The organism is Pseudomonas sp. PL-6 (assembly GCF_054110165.1).
This window is the reverse complement of sequence record NZ_CM134189.1, coordinates 4,727,166-4,750,655: the sequence shown is the minus strand read 5'-3', so window position 1 is coordinate 4,750,655 and position 23,490 is coordinate 4,727,166. Positions and strand designations below refer to the sequence as shown.

General features: G+C 68.9%; 20 protein-coding genes. 17 read left to right on the top strand and 3 right to left on the bottom strand.

Going from position 1 to position 23,490, the window contains the following annotated elements; all coding sequences use genetic code 11:
* Window positions 1-74: 74 nt before the first annotated feature.
* The 14 genes from bioF to argE all read left to right on the top strand — a co-directional run bounded on the left by bioF (window position 75) and on the right by argE (window position 16,081).
* Window positions 75-1,244 carry an 8-amino-7-oxononanoate synthase gene (gene bioF, locus ACW9UL_RS20815; protein WP_457788146.1) on the top strand — a complete coding sequence of 390 codons (1,170 nt, stop codon included), beginning with the start codon at window positions 75-77 and terminating at the stop codon, window positions 1,242-1,244.
* The gene (locus ACW9UL_RS20810) at window positions 1,237-1,965 is read left to right on the top strand and encodes an alpha/beta fold hydrolase (protein ID WP_457788145.1); all 729 of its coding nucleotides are present in this window, start codon (window positions 1,237-1,239) and stop codon (window positions 1,963-1,965) included. Before bioF ends, ACW9UL_RS20810 begins: the two co-directional genes overlap by 8 nt.
* A 30-nt stretch (window positions 1,966-1,995) precedes the next feature.
* Entirely contained in the window at window positions 1,996-2,826 is an 831-nt protein-coding gene (gene bioC, locus ACW9UL_RS20805) for a malonyl-ACP O-methyltransferase BioC (RefSeq protein ID WP_457788144.1), read from the top strand.
* Between the two features lie 82 nt (window positions 2,827-2,908).
* On the top strand, window positions 2,909-3,595 hold the full coding sequence (gene bioD, locus ACW9UL_RS20800) for a dethiobiotin synthase (protein ID WP_457788143.1): 687 nt from the start codon (window positions 2,909-2,911) through the stop codon (window positions 3,593-3,595).
* A 98-nt stretch (window positions 3,596-3,693) separates the two neighbouring features.
* Window positions 3,694-3,993 carry a hypothetical protein gene (locus ACW9UL_RS20795; RefSeq protein ID WP_397497755.1) on the top strand — a complete coding sequence of 100 codons (300 nt, stop codon included), beginning with the start codon at window positions 3,694-3,696 and terminating at the stop codon, window positions 3,991-3,993.
* Between the two features lie 52 nt (window positions 3,994-4,045).
* Window positions 4,046-4,777 (top strand): putative metalloprotease CJM1_0395 family protein, encoded by a 732-nt coding sequence (locus tag ACW9UL_RS20790; RefSeq protein ID WP_457788142.1) that lies wholly within the window; start codon window positions 4,046-4,048, stop codon window positions 4,775-4,777.
* Window positions 4,778-4,944: 167 nt separating this feature from the next.
* Window positions 4,945-6,750, top strand: a complete 1,806-nt coding sequence (locus tag ACW9UL_RS20785) for a phenylacyl-CoA dehydrogenase (RefSeq protein WP_122110072.1) — start codon at window positions 4,945-4,947, stop codon at window positions 6,748-6,750.
* Window positions 6,751-6,901: 151 nt separating this feature from the next.
* A complete protein-coding gene (locus tag ACW9UL_RS20780) occupies window positions 6,902-8,188 on the top strand; it encodes a GGDEF domain-containing protein (protein ID WP_122110071.1) in 1,287 nt (428 codons plus the stop codon).
* 104 nt (window positions 8,189-8,292) lie between these two features.
* Window positions 8,293-10,086: an acyl-CoA dehydrogenase C-terminal domain-containing protein gene (locus ACW9UL_RS20775; RefSeq protein WP_457788141.1), complete on the top strand. Its 1,794-nt coding sequence runs from the start codon at window positions 8,293-8,295 to the stop codon at window positions 10,084-10,086.
* Between the two features lie 163 nt (window positions 10,087-10,249).
* The gene (locus ACW9UL_RS20770; protein WP_457788140.1) at window positions 10,250-12,028 is read left to right on the top strand and encodes an acyl-CoA dehydrogenase C-terminal domain-containing protein; all 1,779 of its coding nucleotides are present in this window, start codon (window positions 10,250-10,252) and stop codon (window positions 12,026-12,028) included.
* Between the two features lie 299 nt (window positions 12,029-12,327).
* Entirely contained in the window at window positions 12,328-13,668 is a 1,341-nt protein-coding gene (locus ACW9UL_RS20765) for a flavin-containing monooxygenase (protein WP_457788139.1), read from the top strand.
* Window positions 13,669-13,672: 4 nt separating this feature from the next.
* Entirely contained in the window at window positions 13,673-14,095 is a 423-nt protein-coding gene (locus tag ACW9UL_RS20760; protein ID WP_021442260.1) for a RidA family protein, read from the top strand.
* 10 nt (window positions 14,096-14,105) lie between these two features.
* Window positions 14,106-14,780, top strand: coding sequence for a DUF1028 domain-containing protein (locus tag ACW9UL_RS20755; RefSeq protein ID WP_397497760.1), 675 nt, complete (start codon window positions 14,106-14,108; stop codon window positions 14,778-14,780).
* Window positions 14,781-14,923: 143 nt separating this feature from the next.
* Window positions 14,924-16,081 carry an acetylornithine deacetylase gene (gene argE, locus ACW9UL_RS20750; RefSeq protein ID WP_457788138.1) on the top strand — a complete coding sequence of 386 codons (1,158 nt, stop codon included), beginning with the start codon at window positions 14,924-14,926 and terminating at the stop codon, window positions 16,079-16,081.
* A gap of 97 nt (window positions 16,082-16,178) precedes the next feature.
* On the opposite strand, the gene ACW9UL_RS20745 is transcribed toward argE, so the two are convergent.
* Together ACW9UL_RS20745 and ACW9UL_RS20740 are read right to left on the bottom strand one after the other, a co-directional pair.
* Entirely contained in the window at window positions 16,179-17,306 is a 1,128-nt protein-coding gene (locus ACW9UL_RS20745) for a DmpA family aminopeptidase (protein ID WP_457788137.1), read from the bottom strand.
* 34 nt (window positions 17,307-17,340) lie between these two features.
* Window positions 17,341-18,444, bottom strand: coding sequence for a polyamine ABC transporter substrate-binding protein (locus tag ACW9UL_RS20740; protein ID WP_457788136.1), 1,104 nt, complete (start codon window positions 18,442-18,444; stop codon window positions 17,341-17,343).
* Window positions 18,445-18,553: 109 nt separating this feature from the next.
* Between ACW9UL_RS20740 and ACW9UL_RS20735 the strand changes: the two genes are divergently transcribed.
* A complete protein-coding gene (locus ACW9UL_RS20735; RefSeq protein ID WP_457788135.1) occupies window positions 18,554-19,315 on the top strand; it encodes a helix-turn-helix transcriptional regulator in 762 nt (253 codons plus the stop codon).
* Window positions 19,316-19,368: 53 nt separating this feature from the next.
* Here ACW9UL_RS20735 and ACW9UL_RS20730 read toward each other — a convergent pair whose 3' ends face one another.
* Window positions 19,369-20,277 carry a LysR substrate-binding domain-containing protein gene (locus ACW9UL_RS20730; RefSeq protein ID WP_457788134.1) on the bottom strand — a complete coding sequence of 303 codons (909 nt, stop codon included), beginning with the start codon at window positions 20,275-20,277 and terminating at the stop codon, window positions 19,369-19,371.
* A 204-nt stretch (window positions 20,278-20,481) separates the two neighbouring features.
* On the opposite strand from ACW9UL_RS20730, the gene ACW9UL_RS20725 reads away from it, so the two are divergent.
* Both ACW9UL_RS20725 and ACW9UL_RS20720 read left to right on the top strand, forming a co-directional pair.
* A complete protein-coding gene (locus ACW9UL_RS20725) occupies window positions 20,482-21,975 on the top strand; it encodes an aldehyde dehydrogenase (RefSeq protein ID WP_457788133.1) in 1,494 nt (497 codons plus the stop codon).
* A 58-nt stretch (window positions 21,976-22,033) separates the two neighbouring features.
* Window positions 22,034-23,455 (top strand): APC family permease, encoded by a 1,422-nt coding sequence (locus ACW9UL_RS20720; RefSeq protein ID WP_457788132.1) that lies wholly within the window; start codon window positions 22,034-22,036, stop codon window positions 23,453-23,455.
* The last annotated feature ends 35 nt before the right edge of the window (window positions 23,456-23,490 follow it).

Below are 23,490 nucleotides of genomic sequence, written 5' to 3'. Positions count from 1 at the left end.
CTTCGCGTCATCCACCCTACGTAGTCCTTCTGTAGGGTGGATAACCCGCTTGCGGTTATCCACCAGGTCTTGCCATGAGCTTCGATCTTGCCACTCGCCTCGCCGAGCGCCGCGCCGCCAACCTCTATCGCCAACGCCCGCTGCTTGAATCACCTCAGGGGCCGCTGGTGCAGGTCGATGGCCGCGAGCTGCTGGCCTTCTGCTCCAACGATTACCTGGGCCTGGCCAATCACCCCGAGGTGATCGCGGCCATGCGCGCCGGCGCCGAGAAGTGGGGCGTCGGCGGCGGCGCCTCGCACCTGGTGATCGGCCACAGCACGCCGCACCACCAGCTGGAAGAGGCGCTGGCCGAGTTCACCGGGCGGCCGCGCGCGCTGCTGTTCTCCACCGGCTATATGGCCAACCTGGCGGTGGTCACCGCGCTGGTCGGGCAGGGTGACAGCGTGCTGCAGGACCGCCTCAACCACGCATCCTTGCTGGATGCCGGCCTGCTGTCGGGGGCGCGCTTCTCGCGCTACCTGCACAACGATGCGGTGAGCCTGGCCAATCGCCTGCGCAAGGCCAGCGGCAACTGCCTGGTGGTCAGCGACGGCGTGTTCAGCATGGACGGCGACCTCGCCGATCTGCCCGCGCTGTGCGCCGAGGCGCGCGCCACGCAGGCCTGGGTGATGGTCGACGACGCCCATGGCTTCGGTCCGCTGGGCGCCACCGGCGGCGGCATAGTCGAACACTTCGGCCTGGGCCCGGACGACGTGCAGGTGCTGGTCGGCACCCTGGGCAAGGCGTTCGGCACCGCCGGGGCCTTCGTCGCCGGCAGCGAGGAACTGATCGAGACCCTGATCCAGTTCGCCCGCCCCTATATCTACACCACCAGCCAGCCGCCGGCGGTGGCCTGCGCCACCCTGAAGAGCCTGGAGTTGCTGCGCAGCGAAGGCTGGCGCCGCGAGCACCTGAACCAGTTGATCGCGCGCTTTCGTGCCGGCGCCGCCGAGATCGGCCTGAGCCTGATGGACAGCCCGACGCCGATCCAACCGATCCTGGTCGGCGACAGTGCCCGTGCCCTCAAGCTTTCGGCACTGCTCAAGGAGCGCGGCCTGCTGGTCGGCGCCATCCGCCCGCCCACCGTGCCGGTCGGCGGCGCGCGGCTGCGGGTGACCCTGTCCGCGGCGCACAGCGAGGAGCAGCTGGAGCTGCTGCTGGAGGCGCTGGCCGAATGCTGGCCGCAGGTGCAAGAGCATGACTGAACGACTGATCCTGCTGCCCGGCTGGGGCCTGGACAGCACCCTGTTGCAGCCGTTGGCTGAGGCGCTGGGCGACCAGCTGCGGGTTGAATGGTGCGAACTGCCGGCGCTGACCTCGGCGGCAGTGGACGATTGGCTCGATGAGCTGGACGCGCGCCTGCCGCAAGACTGCTGGCTGGCCGGCTGGTCGCTCGGCGGCATGCTCGCCACCGCGCTGGCGGCGCGCCGCGGCGCGCGTTGCCGGGGGCTGATCAGCCTGGCCGCCAATGCCTGCTTCGTCGCTCGCGAGGACTGGCCGAGCGCCATGCCGGTCGAGACCTTCGCCGCGTTCGAGGCCGGCTGCGCGCAGGACGCCGGCGCCACCCTCAAGCGTTTCGCCATGCTCTGCGCCCAGGGCGCAAGCGACGCCCGCGGCCTGGCGCGCCGCCTGCTAGCGGCGCTGACCAAGGCGGATGGCGCGCAATTGCTGGCCGGGCTTCGGGTGCTGGCGAGCCTGGACAATCGCGCGGCGCTGGCCGCCTTCGCCGGGCCGCAGTTGCACCTGCTGGCCGAGCAGGACGCCCTGGTACCGGCCGCAGCCGGCGCAGCGCTGCTGGCCCTGCTGCCGGCCGGCGAGGTGGATGTGCTGGAAGGCTGCGGCCATGCCTTCGTGCTGGAACAGCCGCAGGCCCTGGCGGCGCTGTTGCTCGACTTTATCCGCGAGGCCAGTGATGGCGAGTCGTAGGGTGCTGGCTTTCTTCCGCGGGGGCCGACCATGAGCGAGCATGCCCAGCCCGGCGGTCTGCCGGACAAGCGCCAGGTCGCGGCCTCCTTCTCCCGTGCGGCGGACAGTTACGACGCGGTGGCCGAGCTGCAGCGCAGCGTCGGCGCGCAGCTGCTCGAGCGCCTGCCCGTCTCGCTACAGCCGGCGCGCTGGCTGGACCTGGGCTGCGGCACCGGGCATTTCACCCGCGCCCTGGGCGCACGCTTCCCGCGGAGCGAGGGCCTGGCCGTGGATATCGCCGAGGGCATGCTGCGCCATGCCCGGCCGCTGGGTGGCGCCGCGCATTTCGTCGCCGGCGATGCCGAGGCGCTGCCGCTGCAGGCCGCCAGCCTCGACCTGCTGTTCTCCAGCCTGGCGCTGCAGTGGTGCGCCGATTTCCCGCAGGTGCTCCGCGAGGCGGCGCGGGTGCTGCGCCCGGGCGGCGTGCTGGCCTTTTCCAGTCTGTGCGTCGGCACCCTGCAGGAGCTGCAGGGCAGCTGGCAGGCGGTGGACGGCTTCGTCCACGTCAACCGCTTTCGCCGCTTCGAGGACTACCAGCGCCTGTGCGCCGCCGGCGAGTTGCAGCTGCTGAGCCTGCAGCGCCAGGCCGAGGTGCTGCATTTTCCCGACCTGCGCAGCCTGACCGCCTCGCTCAAGGACCTCGGCGCGCACAACCTCAACCCGGGGCGGCCGGGCGGGCTGACCGGGCGCGCGCGGATTCGCGCGCTGATCGAGTCCTACGAGGGCTTCCGCCAGGCCGAGGGGCTGCCGGCCACCTACCAGGTGGTCTATGGCGTGCTGCAGAAGCCGTTGAGCGTGGATCGAATGGAGCACCCGCAGTGACCCACGCCTACTTCGTCACCGGAACGGATACCTGGCTCGGCATGAGAAGCCGGCAAGACCACTTCGGCAGAGGGTTCGACTGATGACTCAAGCCTACTTCGTTACCGGAACGGACACGGAAATCGGCAAGACCACCATCGCCGCCGGCTTGCTGCATGCCGCTCGCCGGCGCGGGCTGAGTACCGCGGCGGCCAAGCCGGTGGCCTCCGGTTGCGCCATGACCGCAGACGGCCTGCGCAACGACGATGCCCTGGCCCTGCTCGGCGAATGCTCGCTGGCGCTGCGCTACGAGGAGGTCAATCCGCTGGCCTTCGCCCCGGCCATCGCCCCGCACCTGGCGGCGCGCGAGGCCGGGGTGCAGCTGGATGTGGCCAGCCTGCTCGGCCCGGTGCGCGCGATCCTGGCCAAGGGCGCCGATTTTTCCCTGGTGGAAGGCGCCGGCGGCTGGCGCGTGCCGCTGGCCGGCGACGAGAACCTCTCCGACCTGGCCGTGGCCCTGGGCCTGCCGGTGATCCTGGTGGTCGGCGTGCGCCTGGGCTGCATCAACCACGCCGTGCTCAGCATGGAGGCCATCGAGCGCGACGGCCTGCGCCTGGCCGGCTGGGTGGCCAATGTGGTCGATGCGCAGACCTCGCGCCTGGAGGAAAACCTCGCCACCCTCGCCGAACGTCTGGCGGCGCCCTGCCTGGGGCGCGTGCCGCGTCTGGCCCAGGCAAGCCCGGCGGCGGTGGCGGCGCATCTGGATCTCGACCGGCTGGTCCGCCGGTAATAAGCAGTTACCCGACCATAGCCTTTTGCCTGTACGTTATTTAGGCAGTTTCTGCTTCAATACCGGCCATTAGGTTCTAATCGCGCCGGGAGCTGCCGATGGAAATCTCCGCCAACGCATTCAACTCGGGTCTGAGCGGCATTCAGGCCGGGCAGCGCCGTGTCGAACAGGCAGCCAGCGAGATCGCCAGCAACGCCGTCAGCCAGCCGCCGCAAGGCAGTCAGACCCCGCCGCAGAATCAGGTCAATCCGGCGCCGCAAGCCGCCGAACAGACTCGCCCCGACCTGGCGCAAAGCCTGGTCGCCCTGCGCGTCGGCGAGAACGAGGTGCGCGCCAGTGCGCGCGTCGTGGAAACCGCCGACGAGGTGCTTGGCACCCTGATCGATACGCGTGCCTAAGTAGTTCCACCCCGGCCGCGGATGCGGCCAACTGCGGGGTAGGAGGGAGCATATGCAGATCGGCAGCAGCCTGCCGTCGTTCGTCCCTTCGCCGCCCGTCGCGCCGGCCCGGCCACTCTCGGCCGCAGTTTCCCCCGATATCGCTCGCGCCGATCAGCCGCCTGCCGCCCCGACGCAGGAGGCGCAGGCCGACTCCTCCGCTTCCGGGCGCGAGGAGGCGGATCGCTCGGCCGAGCGCGATGGCCGTGGCGACGGCGAGCCCAGTGCGCAGCAGCAACGTCTCGAACAACTGGAAATCGCCGAGCTGCGCCAGCGCGACCGCGAAGTGCGCGCCCACGAGCAGGCCCATGCCGCGGTGGGCGGACAGTACGCCGGGGCGCCCAGCTACAGCTTCAAGCGCGGCCCGGACGGCCAGCGCTACGCCGTTTCCGGCGAAGTCAGCATCGACACCGCCCCCGTGCCCAATGATCCCGAAGCCACCCTGCGCAAGATGGAGGTGGTCCTGCGTGCCGCGCTGGCGCCGGTCGAGCCGTCCGCGCAGGACCTGCGCGTCGCCGCCCAGGCCCAGGCGCAGGCGGCTCAGGCGCGGGTGGAACTGGCCGAGCTGCGCCGCGCGGAGGCCGCCGCCGCGGCCGAGGCGCGCCAGGCCGAGCGGGACGCCGAGGAAGGCGACGAAGAAGACCGCGCCGCGCAGCAGTCCTTGCCGCCAGCGCCTAGTCTTGAGCTGTATCGGCGCCTGGGCGAATTGCCGGCGCCGGATTCGCGCATCGATCTGCTCGCCTAGCCGGGCGATTGGAGCGCTTGACAAGGGGGTGGCGTAAACGTATGTTTCAAACGCCTGTTTGATTGCTGGGCCGCGAATGCGTGGCCCAGCAGCCGGGAGTGATCCCGAAAGCGACCGACAAGCCGGTCACCCCAACTACTAGGAATCCACCGCAGAGGTTTACCGCTATGCCTGATTACAAGGCCCCCTTGCGTGATATTCGTTTCGTCCGTGACGAACTGCTGGGCTACGAAGCGCACTATCAGAGCCTGCCTGGCTGCCAGGACGCCACTCCGGACATGGTCGACGCCATCCTCGAAGAAGGCGCCAAGTTCTGCGAGCAGGTGCTGTCGCCGCTGAACCGTGTGGGTGACATCGAGGGCTGCACCTGGAGCGAATCCGGCGTGAAGACCCCGACCGGCTTCAAAGAGGCCTATCAGCAGTTCGTCGAAGGCGGCTGGCCGAGCCTGGCGCACGACGTCGAGCACGGCGGCCAGGGCCTGCCGGAATCCCTCGGCCTGGCCATCAGCGAGATGGTCGGTTCGGCCAACTGGTCCTGGGGCATGTACCCGGGCCTGTCCCACGGTGCGATGAACACCCTGAGCGCCCACGGCACCGACGAGCAGAAGCACACCTACCTGACCAAGCTGGTGTCCGGCGAGTGGACCGGCACCATGTGCCTGACCGAGCCGCATTGCGGCACCGACCTGGGCATGCTGCGCACCAAGGCCGAACCGCAGGCCGACGGCAGCTACAAGGTTTCCGGCACCAAGATCTTCATCTCCGCTGGCGAGCACGACATGGCCGACAACATCGTCCATATCGTTCTGGCCCGCCTGCCCGATGCGCCGGCCGGTACCAAGGGTATCTCGCTGTTCATCGTGCCGAAGTTCCTGCCCTCGGCCGATGGCGGCGTCGGTGAGCGCAACGCGGTGTCCTGTGGCTCGATCGAGCACAAGATGGGCATCCACGGCAACGCCACCTGCGTGATGAACTTCGACGGCGCCACCGGCTTCCTGATCGGCCCGGCCAACAAGGGCCTGAACTGCATGTTCACCTTCATGAACACCGCTCGCCTGGGTACCGCGCTGCAAGGCCTGGCCCACGCCGAAGTCGGCTTCCAGGGTGGCATCAAGTACGCCCGCGAGCGTCTGCAGATGCGTTCGCTGACCGGCCCGAAAGCGCCGGAAAAAGCCGCCGACCCGATCATCGTGCATCCGGACGTGCGCCGCATGCTGCTGACCATGAAGGCCTTCGCCGAAGGCAACCGCGCCATGGTCTACTTCACCGCCAAGCAGGTCGACATCGTTCAGCACAGCCAGAACGAAGAAGAGAAGAAAGCCGCCGACGAACTGCTGGCTTTCCTCACCCCGATCGCCAAGGCCTTCATGACCGAAGTGGGCTTCGAGTCCGCCTCCCACGGCATGCAGATCTACGGTGGCCACGGCTTCATCAGCGAGTGGGGCATGGAGCAGAACCTGCGCGACTGCCGCATCTCGATGATGTACGAAGGCACCACCGGCGTGCAGGCCCTCGACCTGCTGGGTCGCAAGATCCTCATGACCCAGGGCGGCGCGCTGAAGAACTTCACCAAGATCGTGCACAAGTTCTGCCAGGCCAACGAGGCCAACGATGCCGTTAAGGAGTTCGTCGAGCCGCTGGCCAAGCTGAACAAGGAGTGGGGCGACATCACCATGAAGGTCGGCATGGCGGCGATGAAGGACCGCGAGGAAGTCGGGGCCGCTTCGGTGGACTACCTGATGTACTCCGGCTACGCCTGCCTGGCCTACTTCTGGGCCGACATGGCGCGCCTGGCGGCCGAGAAGCTGGCCGCCGGCAGCGGTGACGAGGCCTTCTACAAGGCCAAGCTGCAGACCGCACGCTTCTACTACGCGCGCATCCTGCCGCGTACCCGCATGCACGTCGAAGCCATGCTGTCCGGCGCCAGCAACCTGATGGACATGGACGAAGAGCACTTCGCCCTGGGCTTCTAAGCCTGCCATCCGCTGGTCGAAGAACGCCGCCCCTCGGGGCGGCGTTTTTTTATGCCGGTGCGCTGGCGATAACGGAATGTCGCAACCCGTCGCTGTTTTCGCCGCAGCAAGCAGGCAAAATGCCGTCATCTCCGTGATGGACGTTGCCGCGATGCGTCTCGCCAGCCTGCGCCTCAGCCATTTCCTGTCTTCGCTGCCGTTGCTGCTCGGCGGGCTGCTGGCGGCGCGTTTGCCGGTGCTGAGCGAGTTCTTCGTCTCGCTGTTCAATGTACTGCCGACCCTGTTGCTGCTGCTCGGCGGCGCCTTCTGCCTGGGCTACGGTCGTCAGCGCGAGCTGTTCCTGCTGCTGGTGCTGTACCTCGCCTATTTCCTGCTCGACATCCAGGTCGACCATTTCCGCGCCGGCGGCCAGGTGCGCGAGGATGCGGCCCTGGTGTTCCACCTGGTCTGCCTGCTGTTGCCGCTGTTCTATGCCCTCTACGGGTGCTGGGAGGAGCGCTCGCACCTGGCCCAGGACCTGCTCGCCCGCGGCGCCGTGCTGCTGGCGCTGGGGGGGCTGGCGCTGGGCCTGGCGCGGCGCTATCCGCAGGGGCTGGCCGAGTGGCTGGCCGCGATCCACTGGCCGAGCCTGCACGGCGCCTGGATGAGCCTGGCGCAACTGGCCTATCCGCTGTTTCTGCTGGCCTTCGTCGCCCTGCTGCTGCAGTACCTGCGGCAGCCGCGGCCGTTGCACGCGGCGCAGCTGTGCGGCCTGCTCGGCGTGCTGTGGATGCTGCCGCAGGTGTTCATCCTGCCCCACGCGCTGCAGGTGATGAGCAGCCTGGCGATGCTCATGCTGGTCGCCGCGGTGGCCCACGAGGCCTACCAGATGGCCTTTCGCGACGAGCTCACCGGGCTGCCGGGGCGGCGCGCGCTGAACGAACGCCTGCAGCGCCTGGGCCGCGACTACGTGATCGCCATGGTCGACGTCGACCACTTCAAGAACTTCAACGACACTCACGGCCACGACGTCGGCGACCAGGTGCTGCGCCTGGTCGCCAGCCAGCTGCGCAAGGTCGGGGGCGGCGGCAAGGCCTACCGTTACGGCGGCGAGGAATTCACCCTGCTGTTTCCCGGCAAGAGCCTCGAGCAGTGCCAGCCCCATCTGGAGGCGGTGCGCCTGGCCATCGAGCACTACCGCATGCAGCTGCGCGACAAGCAGAGTCGTCCGCGCAGCGACCAGCAGGGCAAGCAGCGCCGCGGCGGCAAGGGCGCGAGCGAGGTGTCGGTGACCGTCAGCATGGGCGTGGCCGCGCGCCAGGCCGAGCAGCGCAGCCCGCAGGCGGTGATCAAGGCGGCAGACAAGGCGCTGTACAGCGCCAAGGCCGCCGGGCGCAACTGCATCCGCAGCGCCGGCCAGCGCCGCGGCGCGGTGAAGCTGGCCGGCGAAGCCGACTGAGGTCGCTTATGGCCGCGCATTCAGCCGGCCAACTGTCGTTGTTGCCGGCCGCCGTACGGCAGTAGCGTGGGGCGACCTGACCGCTGCCCGACTGGAGAACCGCCATGCCCGAGTACAAGGCCCCGCTGCGCGATATGCGCTTTCTGATCGACGACGTCTTCGCCTTTCCCGCCCACTACGCCGCACTCGGCGCCAGTGAGGCGAGCCCCGACATGCTCGGCGCCATCCTCGAGGAAGGCGCCAAGTTCTGCGAACAGGTGCTGGCACCGCTCAACCGCAGCGGCGACGAGGAGGGCTGCCGCTTCGACGCAGGCCAGGTGAGCACGCCCAAGGGTTTCAAGGAGGCCTTCGCCCAGTACGCCGAGGGCGGCTGGATGGGCCTGGCGGCCGACCCGGCCTACGGCGGCCAGGGCCTGCCGCAGTCGCTGGGGCTGATCGTCAGCGAGATGGTCGCCTCGGCGAATCAGTCCTGGGCCATGTACCCGGGCCTGACCCACGGCGCCATGTCGGCGATCCATGCCCATGGCAGCGAGGCGCAGAAGCAGACTTACCTGAGCCGCATGAGCGAAGGCCGCTGGACCGGCACCATGTGCCTGACCGAGGCACACTGCGGCACCGACCTGGGCCTGATCAAGACCCGCGCCGTGCCCCAGGCCGACGGCAGCTACCGGATCAGCGGCAGCAAGATCTTCATCTCCGCCGGCGAGCACGACATGAGCGAGAACATCGTCCATCTGGTGCTGGCCAAGCTGCCCGACGCGCCGGCCGGCACCCGCGGCATCTCGCTGTTTATCGTGCCCAAGTTCCTGCCCGATGCGGCAGGCGAGGCCGGCGCGCGCAACGCGGTGAGCTGCGGCGCCATCGAGCACAAGATGGGTATCAAGGCATCGAGCACCTGCGTGATCAACTTCGATGGCGCCAGCGGCTACCTGATCGGCGAGGCCAACAAGGGCCTGGCCTGCATGTTCACCATGATGAACCACGCGCGCCTGGGCACCGGCATGCAGGGCCTGTGTCTCGGCGAGGCGAGCTTCCAGGGCGCGCTGAAGTACGCTAACGAACGCCTGCAGATGCGCGCGCTGAGCGGGCCGAAGGCACCGGACAAGGCCGCCGACCCGATCATCGTGCACCCCGACGTGCGCCGCATGCTGCTGACCATGAAGGCCTTCAACGAGGGCAACCGCGCGCTGGCCTATTTCACCGCGCAATTGCTCGACGTGGCGCACCAGGCCGAAAGCGCCGAGGCGCGAGAGGAGGCGGAGAACCTGCTGGCCTTCCTCACCCCGATCTGCAAGGCCTTCATGACCGAGACCGGGCTGGAGGCGACCAACCTCGGCATGCAGGTGTTCGGCGGCCACGGCTATATCCGCGAATGGGGCATGGAGCAGCTGGTGCGCGACTGCCGCATCGCGCCGATCTACGAGGGCACCAACGGCATCCAGGCGCTGGACCTGCTCGGGCGCAAGGTGCTCGGCAGCCAGGGCAAGCTGCTGCGCGGCTTCACCAAGATCGTCCACAAGTTCTGCGAGGCTCAGGCCGGGCATCCGCAGCTCGGCGCGCAGGTGGCCCAACTGGCCGCATTGAACCAGCAATGGGGCGAGCTGACCCAGCAGGTCGGTATGGCGGCGATGAAGAATCCGGACGAGGTCGGCGCCGCCTCCGTCGACTACCTGATGTATTCGGGCTACCTGACCCTGGCCTATTTCTGGCTGCGCATGGCCGTGGTGGCCCAGGAGAAGCTGGCGGCTGGCGACGACGACGGCTTCCATCAGGCCAAGCTGGCCACCTGCGCCTTCTACTTCCAGCGCCTGCTGCCGCGGACCGAGGCGCACCGCCTGGCCCTGGCCGCCGGCAGCGCCTGCATGATGGAACTGCCGGCCGAACACTTCGCCTTCTGACCGGCGGTCGTGGTCACTGGAGCCCGCCTGTTGGCGGGCTTTTTCATATCAAGCGGATGCGAACTTTTAGTGAATAATTGGTCACAACACGACCCTATGTGTCTATAAAGTTGTTCCATTAAACTCGGAGTCCTCACGTAACTCCGTTTTCCGAGGATGTGCCATGGCCGATTACCAAGCCCCCCTGCGCGACATGCGCTTCGTGCTCAATGAAGTTTTCGAAGTCTCCAAGCTCTGGGCCGAGCTGCCGGCCCTGGCCGAGGTGGTCGATGCCGAGACCGCCAGCGCCATCCTCGAAGAAGCCGGCAAGGTCACCGCCGGCAGCATCGCCCCGCTGAACCGCAGCGGCGACGAGGAAGGCTGCAGCTGGGAAGGCGGCGCGGTGAAGACCCCGGCCGGTTTCCCCGAGGCCTACCAGACCTACGCCGAGGGTGGCTGGGTCGGCGTTGGCGGCTCGCCGGAGTTCGGCGGCATGGGCATGCCCAAGGTGATCGGCGCGCAGGTCGAGGAGATGGTCAACTCGGCCAACCTGTCCTTCGGCCTGTACCCGATGCTCACCGCCGGCGCCTGCCTGTCGATCCTCAACCACGCCAGCGAAGCGCTCAAGGCGCAGTACCTGCCGAACATGTACGCCGGCGCCTGGGCCGGTTCCATGTGCCTGACCGAGCCGCACGCCGGTACCGACCTCGGCATCATCCGCACCAAGGCCGAGCCCCAGGCCGACGGCAGCTACAAGGTCAGCGGCACCAAGATCTTTATCACCGGCGGGGAACATGATCTCACCGAGAACATCATCCACCTGGTGCTGGCCAAGCTGCCGGACGCACCGGCCGGGCCGAAGGGCATCTCGCTGTTCCTGGTGCCCAAGGTGATGGTGGGTGCCGACGGCTCGCTGGGCGAGAAGAACGCCGTTTCCTGCGGCTCCATCGAACACAAGATGGGCATCAAGGCCTCGGCTACCTGCGTGATGAACTTCGACGGCGCCACCGGCTACCTGGTGGGAGAAGTGAACAAGGGCCTGGCGGCCATGTTCACCATGATGAACTACGAGCGCCTGGGCGTTGGCATCCAGGGCCTGGCCCTCGGCGAGCGCAGCTACCAGAGCGCCGTGGAATACGCCCGCGAGCGCATCCAGAGCCGCGCGCCGACCGGCCCGGTGGCCAAGGACAAAGCTGCTGACCCGATCATCGTGCATCCGGACGTGCGCCGCATGCTGCTGACCATGAAGGCGCTGAACGAGGGCGGTCGCGCCTTCTCCAGCTACGTCGCCATGCAGCTCGACACCGCCAAGTACAGCGAGGACAAGGACACCGCCAAGCGTGCCGAGGAACTGGTGGCGCTGCTGACCCCGGTGGCCAAGGCCTTCCTCACCGATATGGCGCTGGAAACCACCGTGCACGGCCAGCAGATCTTCGGCGGCCACGGCTTTATCCGCGAGTGGGGCCAGGAGCAGCTGGTGCGTGACTGCCGCATCACCCAGATCTACGAAGGCACCAACGGCATCCAGTCGCTGGACCTGATGGGGCGCAAGATAGTCGGCAGCGGCGGCAGCTACTACAAGCACCTGGCCGACGAGATCAAGGCCTTCATCGCTTCGGCCGATGCCAATCTCGACGAGTTCACCCAGCCGCTGGCAGCTGCCGTGCAGAACCTGGATGAGCTGACCGCCTGGGTGCTGGACCGCGCCAAGGGCAACCCCAACGAGATCGGCGCTGCCTCGGTGGAGTACCTGCAGGTGTTCGGCTACACCGCCTACGCCTATATGTGGGCCTTGATGGCCCGCGCCGCGCTGGGCAAGGAAGGGCAGGACGCGTTCTACGCCAGCAAGCTGGGCACCGCACGCTTCTACTTCGCCCGCCTGCTGCCGCGCATCCACTCGCTCACCGCCTCGGTCAAGGCCGGTAGCGAGAGCCTGTACCTGCTGGACGCCGCGCAGTTCTAAGCGCCTCCGGCGACACCCAAAAGCCCCGGCCCCAGTGCCGGGGCTTTTGCGTTTTCGCCCCCTGGTGCGCCGCGCACACCAGGCCCATCGCCGATTTGTCGCTGCTAACGCTAAAAATCCTATAGCCCCAGGCATTCGCCCCGCAGGCCGCGGGCTTGGCGTGCCTGCAGCTTTTTCCTCGCCAGCGACGACAAAAAACATAATTTCGCGAATCCCTCGCGCTGCACAGAATGCGGCCAACACCCAGCGGCTAGCCGCGACAGCACAACAACAACGATCAGCGTCCGAGGAACCCTGCCATGACCGACCTGAATCAAACTGCCTTTCAGCCCTATCGGGATGCGACGGCCGTGCCCGCGGCAATCGACACCCTGGTGGTCGGCGCCGGCCAGGCCGGCGTGGCCGTCAGCGAGCACCTGAGCAAGCTCGGCGTGCCGCACCTGGTGCTGGAGAAGAACCGCATCGCCGAAGCCTGGCGCAGCGGGCGCTGGGATTCGCTGGTGGCCAACGGACCGGCCTGGCACGACCGTTTCCCCGGCCGGGAATTCGACCTCGACCCCGACGCCTTCGCCGCCAAGGACCAGGTGGCGGACTACTTCGAGGCCTACGCCCGCCAGTTCGACGCGCCGATCCGCACCGGCGTGGAGGTGCGGCGCGTGCGGCGCAACCCCGACCGCGCCGGCTTCACGGTGGAGACCTCCGCCGGCGTGATCCAGGCCAACCGCGTGGTCTCCGCCACCGGCCCCTTCCAGCGCCCGGTGATCCCGGCCATCGCGCCCAAGGACGAATCGCTCTACCAGATCCACTCGGCCGCCTACCGCAACCCGCAGCAGCTTCCGGAGGGCGGCGTGCTGGTGGTCGGCGCCGGCTCCTCGGGGGTGCAGATCGCCGACGAGCTGATGCGCGCCGGGCGCCGCGTCTACCTCTCGGTGGGCCCGCACGACCGGCCGCCGCGCAGCTACCGCAACCGCGACTTCTGCTGGTGGCTGGGCGTGCTCGGCCTGTGGGACGCCGAGGCCGCGCAGCCGGGCAAGGAGCACGTGACCATCGCCGTCAGCGGCGCGCGCGGCGGCGAGACCATCGATTTTCGCCGCCTGGCGCAGCAGGGCATGACCCTGGTCGGCCTGACCCAGGCGTTCGACGGCGGCCTGGTGCGCTTCCAGAACGACCTGGCGGACAACCTGGCGCGCGGCGACGAGAACTATCTGGCGCTGCTCGATGCCGCCGACGCCTATATCGCCCGCAACGGCCTCGACCTGCCGGAGGAGCCCGAGGCGCGCCGGATCTACCCGGACGCCGAGTGCATCCGCCAGCCGATTCGCGAACTCGACCTGGCCGCCGCCGGCATCGCCTCGATCATCTGGGCCACCGGCTACGCCGTGGATTTCAGCTGGCTGCAGGTCGACGCCTTCGACGCGGCGGGCAAGCCGCGGCATCAGCGCGGCGTGTCCAGCGAACCCGGGGTGTACTTCGTCGGCCTGCCCTGGCTGTCGCGCCGCGGCTCCACCTTTATCTGGGGCGTGTGGCACGACGCCAAGCACATCGCCGATCACATCGCCACGCAGCGCAAGTACGCCGAGTACCGCGACCCCGCGCAGCGTCAGGCCAGCACCGTCCAACAAGCCGCCTCCTGGGAGTAAGTCGATGCCTACCCATACCCGCATCCGCATGTTCAACACCAAAGACACCTACCCGAACCAGAGCCTGGACAACGACCTGTGCCAGGCGGTGCGCGCCGGCAACACCGTGTACGTGCGCGGCCAGGTCGGCACCGACTTCGAGGGCCGTCTGGTCGGCCTCGGCGACGCCCGCGCGCAGACCGAGCAGGCGATGAAGAACGTCAAGCAGCTGCTGGAAGAGGCCGGCAGCGACCTGTCGCACATCGTCAAGACCACCACCTACCTGATCGACCCGCGCTACCGCGAGGCGGTCTACCAGGAGGTCGGCAAGTGGCTCAAGGGCGTGTTCCCGATCTCCACCGGCCTGGTGGTCTCGGCCCTCGGCCAGCCGCAGTGGCTGATGGAGATCGACGTGATCGCGGTGATCCCGGACGACTGGCAACGCTAAGGAGCCGCCCATGACCTTTTCCATCGTCGGCCGCTGCAGTGACACCGGCCAGCTGGGCATCGCCATCAGCTCCTCGAGCATCGCCGTCGGCGCGCGTTGCCCCTGGCTGCGCGCCGGGGTCGGCGCGGTGGCCTCGCAGAACGTCACCCTGCCGGCCCTCGGCCCGCAGATCCTCGATTTGCTCGAGGCCGGCCACGAGCCCGCCGCGGCGCTGGACCAGGCCCTGGCCCGCAACGGCTACAGCCAGTACCGCCAGGTCGCGGTGCTCGACGGCCAGGGCCGCAGCGCGCTGTTTTCCGGCAGCCAGGCGCTCGGCGTGCATAACGCCCTGGCCGGCGAACAATGCGTGGCCGCCGGCAACCTGCTGGCCTCCGCAGCGGTGATCGAGGCGCTGGTCAGCGCCTTCGAACAGAGCCCGGGGCAACTGGCCGAGCGCCTGCTGGCGGCGATGCACGCGGCCATGGCCGCCGGCGGCGAAGCCGGGCCGGTGCATTCGGCGGCGCTCAAGGTGGTCGGCGACCTGACCTGGCCGATGGTCGACCTGCGCGTCGACTGGGCCGAGCAGGACCCCATCGGCGAGCTGGACAAACTCTGGCAGGCCTATGCCCCGCAGATGCAGGACTACCTGACCCGCGCCCTCGACCCCACCGCCGCGCCCAGCTATGGCGTGCCGGGGGACGAGTAGGGCGGACGATGATCTGGCATTGTTTGATGGATGGATGAAGCGTCATCCACCCTACGAATTGCCGGCGTGATGCCCAGTAGGGTGGACGACGCTTTTTTCGTCCACCAGCCCTTCGAACCCCATTTTTTCAGGGAAAACAGCCCATGTTCACCAGTCGCGACCTGCTCGCCCGCCTGATCGCCTTTCCCACCGTCAGCCGCGACTCCAACCTGGCGCTGATCGATTTCGTCCGCGACTATCTGGAGGGCCTCGGCCTGAGTTGCGAGCTGGACTACAACGCCGAGTGCAGCAAGGCCAACCTCCATGCCCGCATCGGTCCGGCCGGCGGCGGCGGGGTGATGCTCTCCGGGCACAGCGACGTGGTGCCGGTGGACGGTCAGGCCTGGAGTGTGCCGGCCTTCGCGCTGACCGAGCGCGACGGCCTGCTGTACGGCCGCGGCGCGGCGGACATGAAGGGCTTTATCGCCTGCGTGCTGGCCGCCGTGCCGCGCTTGCTCGCACGACCGTTGCGCCGGCCGCTGCATATCGCCATCTCCTACGACGAGGAGGTCGGCTGCCTCGGCGTGCGCAGCCTGGTCGAACGCCTGCGCGCCAGCCCCGAGCGCCCGGCCATCTGCCTGATCGGCGAACCCACCGAGATGCGCCCGGTGCTCGGCCACAAGGGCAAGCTGGCGATACGCTGCCAGGTGCACGGCGCCGCCTGCCACTCGGCCTACGCGCCGCAGGGGGTCAACGCCATCGAGTACGCCGCCAAGCTGATCGGCAAGCTCGGCGAGATCGGCGCGCAGCTGGCCGCACCGGCGCGCCGCGACGCGCGTTTCGACCCGCCCTATTCGACGGTGCAGACCGGCCTGATCCAGGGCGGCCGGGCGCTGAACATAGTCCCGGCCGAATGCCAGTTCGACTTCGAGGTGCGCGCGCTGCCGGCCGACGATCCGCAGCAGGTGGCGCGTGATCTGCGCACCTACGCCGAAACCGAGCTGCTGCCGCAGATGCGCGCGGTGAGTGCGGCCAGCGCCATCGAGTTCCAGGCGTTGTCGGCCTACCCGGGGCTGGCCACCGACCCGCAGGGCGAAGCCGCCGAGCTGCTGGCGCTGCTCAGCGGCTCGCGGGACTTCAGCACCGTGGCCTTCGGCACCGAGGGCGGGCTGTTCGACGAAGCCGGCATCGCCACGGTGATCTGCGGCCCCGGCAGCATGGAGCAGGGCCATAAACCCGACGAGTTCGTCAGCCTGGCCCAGCTGGATGCCTGCGACGCGCTGCTGGCGCGGCTGGCGCAGTGGCTGCAGCAGGACGCCTGAAACGCCCGCGGATGGCATCCGGGCCATGCCGCGCCCGCTAGCCCGGATGCAATCCGGGAAAGGCGGCGCAGATTGCACTGCGCCAGCCTGCCACTGCCTAGGCCGACTCTGCCGTGGCCCCCGGCCAGCCGGCCTGGCGCAGCGCCGCCAGCAGCGTCGCGGCGTCCAGCCCCGGCACCCGGTGCCCGTTGGCTGCCAGCGTCTCGCCCGCCAGCAGGGCATTGACTATGGCTTCCTCCACCGCCTCGGTCGCCGCCAGGAACAGCTCGCCGATATGGTCGTTGTTGAGCATGCGCAGGCCGTCGCAGGTGAAGGCACCCTTGCGGCTGTAGTCGGCGGGCGCCGGCTGGTTGCCGGTGGAGAAGGCGACGAACAGGTCGCCGCTGCAGTCCTCGTTGCCGCCGCCGGTGCGGGCGATGCCGAGACCGGCGCGTTGTGCCAGGCGCGTGCACTGGTGTGGCAGCAGCGGCGCGTCGGTGGCCAGACAGACGACGATCGAACCCATGCCCGGATGCGGCAGTTCGGCGCGCAGGAAGGGCGAGCTGGCCTTCTCCAGATAGCGCCCCACCGGATAGCCGTCGACGCGCAGCTCGCGGCGCGTGCCGTGGTTGGCCTGGACGATGGCGCCCAGCGTCCAGCCGCCCTGCGCGGCGCTCAGCCGGCGCGAGGCGGTGCCGATACCGCCCTTGTACTCGTGGCAGATCATGCCGCTGCCGCCGCCGACCGCGCCTTCGGCCAGGGGGCCGCCCTTGGCGCCGTCCAGGGCTGCGGCGACGTGCTCCGGCCGCACGTGGAAGCCGTTGATATCGTTGAGCAGGCCGTCGAAGGTCTCCAGCACCACCGGCATGCTCCAGTACAGGCGCCCGTCAGCTGGAGGCGTCCGCCGCTCCAGGGCGATCAGCGCATCGCGCACCGTGCCGACGCTGTGGGTGTTGGTGAAGGCGATCGGGCTGCTCAGCAGGCCGGCTTCGCGAATCCACTCCAGGCCGCTGGCGTCGCCGTTGCCGTTGAGCACATGGACGCCGGCGAAGCAGGGCTGCTCGGCGGTGCTGCCGGGGCGCGGCTCGATCAGGGTGACCCCGGTATGGATGTCGCGGCCCTGGGCCGAGCGGCCGCGCACGTTGCTGTGGCCGACGCGCACGCCGGGCACGTCGGTGATGGCGTTGAGGGGGCCGGGCTGCAGCTGGCCGAAAGAAATACCCAGGTCGCGGGCGCGTGTGCTCATGATCGTTCTCTATCTGAGGGGAGGGAAAAGGGCATCAGCGACCGGTCTTCACCGCGCTCCAGACCCGGGTGCGGATGCGTTCGATCCGCGGCGGCAGCGGCTGCAGGGTGTACAGCTTGGCCATGGCTGCGCTCGGCGGGTAGACGCTGGGGTCGTTGCGCGTGGCGGCGGCGATCAGCGCCGTGGCGTCGCGGTTGCCGTTGGGGTAGTTGAGGTGTTCGCTGATCGGCGCGATGACCTGCGGCTGCAGCAGGTAGTCGATGAAGCGCAGGCCCTGTTGCGGGTGCGGCGCGTCCTTGAGCAGCACCAGGGTGTCGAACCACACCGGTGCGCCTTCCTTGGGCAGGCTGTACTCGACCCGCACGCCGTTGCCGGCCTGCTCGGCGGTGTGCCTGGCCTCCAGCACCGCGCCGGACCAGCCGAGGGCGACGCAGATCTCGCCGTTGGCCAGGTCGTTGATAAAGCGCGACGAGTTGAAATAGGTGATATGCGGGCGCAGTTCGAGCAGCAGCGCCTGGGCCTTGGCGTAGTCCTCGGGGTCGTGGCTGTTGGGCGGCAGGCCGAGGTGGTGGAGGACGATGGGCAGCACCTCCGCCGGCGAGTCGAGCAGGGCCACGCCGCACTGGCCGAGCTTGGCCAGGTTGGCCGCGTCGAGCAGCAGGTCCCAGGAGTCCAGCGGCGCCTGCTCGCCGAGCGCGGCGCGCACCTTGTCCGGGTTGTAGCCGATGCCGTTGGTGCCCCACAGGTAGGGCAGGGCATGGCGGTTGCCGGGGTCGTTGAGTTCCAGCTTGGCCAGCAGCTCGGGGTCGAGGTGGCGGCTGTGCGGCAGCTGCGCGCGGTCGATCGGCTGCAGCACGCCGGCGGCGATCAGGGTCGGCAGGCTGTAATTGCTCGCCACCACCACGTCGTAGCCGCTGCCGCCGGTGAGCAGCTTGCCTTCCAGCACCTCGGCGCTGTCGAAGGTGTCGTAGACCGGAGCGATGCCGGTGTCGCGGCGAAAATCGGCGAGGGTGCTCGGGCCGATATAGTCGTACCAGTTGTAGACGTGGACGCTGTCGGCCTGGGCCATGGCGCTGCTCAGCCAGCCGCCGAGGCAGACGGCCAGGCCGAGCTTGAGATGGGCGCGGTGACGAAGCATGATGCGGCACTCCTGGCCTGCGACAGGCCGAATCGGTCGGGAGACTGCAGGCTAGTGGCGTCGGCCGCGGCCACCAATTCCCCCCATGGGTTACCCGAAGGAGGTAGGCATGCAGGCGCTGTTGCGCGAACTGCCGTTGCACCAGGGCCTGGCGCGCCTGTTCGGCCAGCTCGGCGGCGACGGCTTCTGGCGGGCCCAGGTCGACCTGCTGCGCCAGCTGGTGCCGCTGGACAACGCCCTGGTCAGCCTGATGCGCAGCGGCCAGGCGCCGCGGCTGCTGGCGGACTTCGACTTCGCCGGGGCGGTGGACATGGCCGACTACGGCGCCGGCATGTACCTGCTCGACCCCTTCCACCAGGCCGCCTGCGCCGGCATCGCCGACGGCCTATACAGCCTCGATAACCTGGCGCCGGACCAGTTCCGCCAGAGCGAGTACTACCTGAGCTACTTCCGCAAGGTGGTCGGCAGCGACGAGCTGCAGTTCTTGGTCAATCACCACGGCGCGGTGCTCAGCCTGTCGTTGGGCCGGCAGACGGCCTTCGAGGCGGCGGAACTGGGCACGCTGCTCTGCGTGCGTGACTGGGTGCTGGCGGCGATGCGCCGGCACGCCGAGCTGAGCGCGCCGGAAGGGCTGGTGGGCGAGCCGGCGGTCGGCAGCCTCGGCGCCCTGCTGGAGCGTTCCGGCGCACGCCTGTCCGAACGCGAGGAGGCGACCGCGCGACTGATTCTCCAGGGCTTCTCCAGCAAGGCCATCGCCCGCCAGCTGGGCATCTCGCCGGAGACGGTCAAGGTGCACCGGCGCAACCTCTACCAGAAGCTCAACGTCGGCGGCCACGCCGAGCTGTTCGCCTTACTGCTACGGCGCGAGTGAGGCAGGGAAGCTGCGCAGCGTTTCCCGCCGTGGCGCATGTCCAGGCCTAGCCCTTACTCCCCCGCCGCCAACTGCTCCTTGCAGTACTCGACGAACAGCTGCGCCGGCTTGGTCAGTTGCGCGCGCTTGAGCCAGGCGGCGACCAGGCCGGAGCCGCTGACCTCTTCGGCGATGTCCACCATCACCACCTTTCGCCCGTCGTAGGTGCATTCCGAGTGCGGGCGGGTGACCAGCAGGGAGAAGCCGAAGCCCTGGCCGACCATGCCGCGCACCATCTCGATCGACGGCGAGCTGAAGACGATGTTGGGCGTCAGGCCCAGCTCCTCGAACAGGCTGACGAAGTAGGTGCGGCTCGGCAGCACGTCGAGCAGGATCATCGGCTCCAGGCACAGGTCGCGCAGCGACACCTGGGCCTGGCCGGTGAAGCGGTGGCCTTCGGGGAGCAGGGCGTAGGGTTTCTGCGGCGCCATCAGCGGTTCGCTGTCGATGGTGGCGTCGAGGTCGTGGGCGTAGAGGATGGCCAGGTCGAAGCGCCCGGCGGTCAGGCCCTGCACCAGCTCCTGCTGCTCGCCGTCGCGGATGCGGATCTCCACCCCGGGGTAGAGCGCGTTGAAGCCGGCGATCAGGCGCGGCAGGTAGAGCGGGGCGACGGTCTCGAAGCAGCCGATATCGATCTGCCCGGCGATCACGTCGTTGTCGGCCAGGGCGTTCTGCTCGAACTCGCGGGCCATGCGCAGCAGTTCCTGGGCCTTCTTGTAGAAGCGCGCGCCGCCGGGGGTCAGCGACACGCCCTGGGCATGGTGGCGGATAAACAGCTGCAGGCCGAAGCTGTCCTCCAGGCCCTTGATCGCGGTGGAGATCGACGGCTGGGCGATATACAGCTTGCGCGAGGCCTCGGCCACGCTGCCGCATTCCACGGTGGTCACGAAGTACTTGAGCTGACGCAAGGTGTAGGTGGCCATTGGGCTCCTCAGGCGCGGATCTGCAGACCCGTCTTGTCATGGATTTCCAGGCCTCAACATACTCCAGCGCCCGTCGCCAGCAGCCCAGTTTTTTCATAAGTCGCGAGCATATATTTACTAATTTCGCTGTTTTCCCCCCTGCGCCACCATCGACCTCGACAACAACAAGGGCCGCCCATCACGGCCGTGGCGAGGATCGAGGCGATGTTGCAACTCTCCGACTGGCAGCAGCGGGCTGCCGCCCAGGCTTTCCCCACCGGCGCACTGATCGACGGGCGTCTGCGCCCGGCCGCATCCGGCGCCAGTTTCGCGTCGATCAACCCGGCGACCAACAAGCTGCTGGCCAATGTCGCCGCCTGCGCCGGCGCCGATGTGGACGCCGCCGTGGCCAGCGCCCGCCGCGCCTTCGAGCAGGGCCCCTGGCCGCGCATGGCGCCGCGCGAACGCAAGGCGGTGCTGCTGCGCCTGGCCGAGCTGATCCTGGCCCACCGCGAGGAGCTGGCGCTGCTCGATTCGTTGAACATGGGCAAGCCGGTGCTGGATGCCTACAACCTCGACGTGCCGGGCGCCGCGCAGGTCTTCGCCTGGTACGCCGAGGCGCTGGACAAGCTCTACGACCAGGTCGCGCCCACCGCCAGCAATGCCCTGGCCACCATCGGCCGCGAACCGCTGGGGGTGATCGGCGCGGTGGTGCCGTGGAACTTCCCCCTCGACCTGGCCGCCTGGAAGCTGGCCCCGGCGCTGGCCGCCGGCAACTCGGTGGTCTTGAAGCCCGCCGAGCAGTCGCCGTTCTCCGCCCTGCGCCTGGCCCAGCTGGCGCTGGAGGCCGGCCTGCCGGAGGGCGTGCTCAACGTGGTGCCGGGCCTGGGCGAAACGGCCGGCAAGGCCCTCGGCCTGCATATGGACGTCGACTGCCTGGCCTTCACCGGCTCCACCGAGGTGGGCAAGTACTTTATGGCCTACGCCGCGCAGTCGAACCTCAAGCAGGTGTGGCTGGAGTGCGGCGGCAAGAGCCCCAACCTGGTGTTCGCCGACTGCCAGGACCTCGACCTGGCGGCGGAGAAGGCCGCCTTCGCCATCTTCTTCAACCAGGGCGAGGTGTGCTCGGCCAACTCGCGGCTGCTGATCGAGCGCTCCATCCACGATCAGTTCGTCGAGCGCCTGCTGGCCAAGGCGCGCGACTGGCAGCCGGGCGACCCGCTGGATCCGGCCAGCCGCATGGGCGCCATAGTCGAGGCGCGGCAGACCGAACGGATCATGGCCTTTATCGACCAGGCCCAGGGCGAGGGCGCGCGGCTGGCCTGCGGTGGCCAGCGCCTGCGCGTGGGCGGCTCGGACAACTTCATCACCCCGACCATCTTCACCGGCGTGCGGCCGCAGATGCGCCTGGCCCGCGAGGAGGTGTTCGGCCCGGTGCTGGCGGTCAGCGCCTTCGACAGCGAGGACGAGGCCCTGCGCCTGGCCAACGACAGCTGCTACGGCCTGGCCGCCTCGCTGTGGACCGACGACCTCAACCGCGCCCACCGCTTGGCCCGGCGCCTGCGCGCCGGCACCGTGTCGGTGAACACCGTGGACGCCCTCGACGTCTGCGTGCCGTTCGGCGGCTGCAAGCAATCCGGCTTCGGCCGCGACCTGTCGCTGCACGCCTTCGACAAGTACAGCCAGCTGAAAACCACCTGGGTTCAACTGCGCGGCTGAGCCGCGCGCGGGCCCGTCGTTCCACCTGTCACAACAACAAGATTGCAGGAGAACCACCATGATCGATCCCGATATCAGCCTCGCTTCCACCCTGGCCACGGAGCGGCCCGTCGCCAAGCCCCGGGCCCGCCTCGGCCTCGGCGCCCTGCTCGCCGTGGCCATCGGCCTGGTGGTGTCGCAGGGCGTGATGGTGCTGATGCTACAGGGCGCCGGCATCGCCGGGCTGGGCTTTCTGATCCCGCTGACCCTGGCCTTCTTCCTCGCTCTGACCTACGTCATGTCGTTCTCCGAACTGGCGCTGATGATTCCCCGCGCCGGCAGTCTGAGCAGCTACACCGAGGTGGCCCTGGGGCACTTCCCGGCGATCCTCGCCACCTTCTCCGGCTACGTGGTGGTGGCGATGTTCGCCTTGTCGGCCGAGTTGCTGCTGCTCGACCTGATCATCGGCGAGGTCTACCCCGGGGCGCTGCCCAGCATGAGCATCGCCTATGGCGTGCTGATCCTGTTCACCCTGCTCAACCTGCTCGGCATCGACCTGTTCGCCCGCCTGCAGTCGGCCCTGGCGCTGGTGATGGTAATCGTGCTGCTGGCCCTGGGCCTGACCGCGGTGACCGGCAGCGGCAGCCAGCCGGCGCTGGAGGGGGTGCTGAGCAACGACTGGAACCCGCTCGGCGCCGGGGTGCTGACCCTGGTGGCGCTGGCCATCTGGGGCTTTGTCGGCGCCGAGTTCGTCTGCCCGCTGGTGGAGGAATCCAAGCAGCCGGAGCGCAACATTCCCTGGTCGATGATGCTCGGCGTCGGGGTGATCTTCGTCACCATCGCCCTGTACTCCATCGGCGCGCTGTTCTACGTGCCGCAGGCGGAGCTGGCCGGCGCCGCGCTGCCGCACTACCTGTTCGCCACCGCGCTGCTCGGCGAGGGCGGCAAGATCTTCCTGGTGATCGCCGCGGTCACCGCCACCTGCAGCACGGTCAACACCTCGCTGGCGGCCATCCCGCGCATGCTGCTGGGCATGGCGGTCAACGGCCAGGCCTTCCCGCAGTTCAAGCGGCTCAGCAAGCGCTTCAACACGCCCTGGGTGGCGGTGCTGTTCGTCGCCGCCATCACCGGCGCACCGGTGCTGCTGATGGGCGACGACCCGGGCGCCATCGGCCTGCTGCTGCTGGCCGCGGCCATCGCCTGGCTGCTGGCCTACATCATCTGCCACCTCGACGTGATCGCCCTGCGTCGCCGCTACCCGGACCTGGCGCGGCCGTTCAAGACGCCGTTCTACCCGCTGCCGCAGCTGCTCGGCATCGCCGGCATGCTGGTGTCGATCTACTACGTCTCGCCCAGCCCGGAGATGACCGCGAGCATCTTCTACAGCGCCGGCGCGGTGCTTGGCCTGGTGTCGCTGATCGCGGTGCTGTGGATCAAGCTGGTGATGCGCAAACCGCTGTTCACCCCGGAGCCGCTGGAGCAGGTGCTGGCCCGTAACTAACCGATTTCCGCCGGGGCTTGGCCCCGGCACCCGAC

Excerpts from the sequence above, each read along its gene's own strand:
- ACW9UL_RS20730 (WP_457788134.1), bottom strand. The coding sequence starts at position 20,277 with ATGGCCACCTACACCTTGCGTCAGCTCAAGTACTTCGTGACCACCGTG.
- ACW9UL_RS20755 (WP_397497760.1), top strand. The coding sequence starts at position 14,106 with ATGACCTTTTCCATCGTCGGCCGCTGCAGTGACACCGGCCAGCTGGGC.
- ACW9UL_RS20720 (WP_457788132.1), top strand. The coding sequence starts at position 22,034 with ATGATCGATCCCGATATCAGCCTCGCTTCCACCCTGGCCACGGAGCGG.
- ACW9UL_RS20770 (WP_457788140.1), top strand. The coding sequence starts at position 10,250 with ATGGCCGATTACCAAGCCCCCCTGCGCGACATGCGCTTCGTGCTCAAT.
- bioD (WP_457788143.1), top strand. The coding sequence starts at position 2,909 with ATGACTCAAGCCTACTTCGTTACCGGAACGGACACGGAAATCGGCAAG.
- ACW9UL_RS20785 (WP_122110072.1), top strand. The coding sequence starts at position 4,945 with ATGCCTGATTACAAGGCCCCCTTGCGTGATATTCGTTTCGTCCGTGAC.
- ACW9UL_RS20745 (WP_457788137.1), bottom strand. The coding sequence starts at position 17,306 with ATGAGCACACGCGCCCGCGACCTGGGTATTTCTTTCGGCCAGCTGCAG.
- ACW9UL_RS20795 (WP_397497755.1), top strand. The coding sequence starts at position 3,694 with ATGGAAATCTCCGCCAACGCATTCAACTCGGGTCTGAGCGGCATTCAG.
- bioF (WP_457788146.1), top strand. The coding sequence starts at position 75 with ATGAGCTTCGATCTTGCCACTCGCCTCGCCGAGCGCCGCGCCGCCAAC.
- ACW9UL_RS20775 (WP_457788141.1), top strand. The coding sequence starts at position 8,293 with ATGCCCGAGTACAAGGCCCCGCTGCGCGATATGCGCTTTCTGATCGAC.
- ACW9UL_RS20725 (WP_457788133.1), top strand. The coding sequence starts at position 20,482 with ATGTTGCAACTCTCCGACTGGCAGCAGCGGGCTGCCGCCCAGGCTTTC.
- ACW9UL_RS20740 (WP_457788136.1), bottom strand. The coding sequence starts at position 18,444 with ATGCTTCGTCACCGCGCCCATCTCAAGCTCGGCCTGGCCGTCTGCCTC.
- ACW9UL_RS20735 (WP_457788135.1), top strand. The coding sequence starts at position 18,554 with ATGCAGGCGCTGTTGCGCGAACTGCCGTTGCACCAGGGCCTGGCGCGC.
- bioC (WP_457788144.1), top strand. The coding sequence starts at position 1,996 with ATGAGCGAGCATGCCCAGCCCGGCGGTCTGCCGGACAAGCGCCAGGTC.
- ACW9UL_RS20810 (WP_457788145.1), top strand. The coding sequence starts at position 1,237 with ATGACTGAACGACTGATCCTGCTGCCCGGCTGGGGCCTGGACAGCACC.
- ACW9UL_RS20760 (WP_021442260.1), top strand. The coding sequence starts at position 13,673 with ATGCCTACCCATACCCGCATCCGCATGTTCAACACCAAAGACACCTAC.
- argE (WP_457788138.1), top strand. The coding sequence starts at position 14,924 with ATGTTCACCAGTCGCGACCTGCTCGCCCGCCTGATCGCCTTTCCCACC.
- ACW9UL_RS20780 (WP_122110071.1), top strand. The coding sequence starts at position 6,902 with ATGCGTCTCGCCAGCCTGCGCCTCAGCCATTTCCTGTCTTCGCTGCCG.
- ACW9UL_RS20765 (WP_457788139.1), top strand. The coding sequence starts at position 12,328 with ATGACCGACCTGAATCAAACTGCCTTTCAGCCCTATCGGGATGCGACG.
- ACW9UL_RS20790 (WP_457788142.1), top strand. The coding sequence starts at position 4,046 with ATGCAGATCGGCAGCAGCCTGCCGTCGTTCGTCCCTTCGCCGCCCGTC.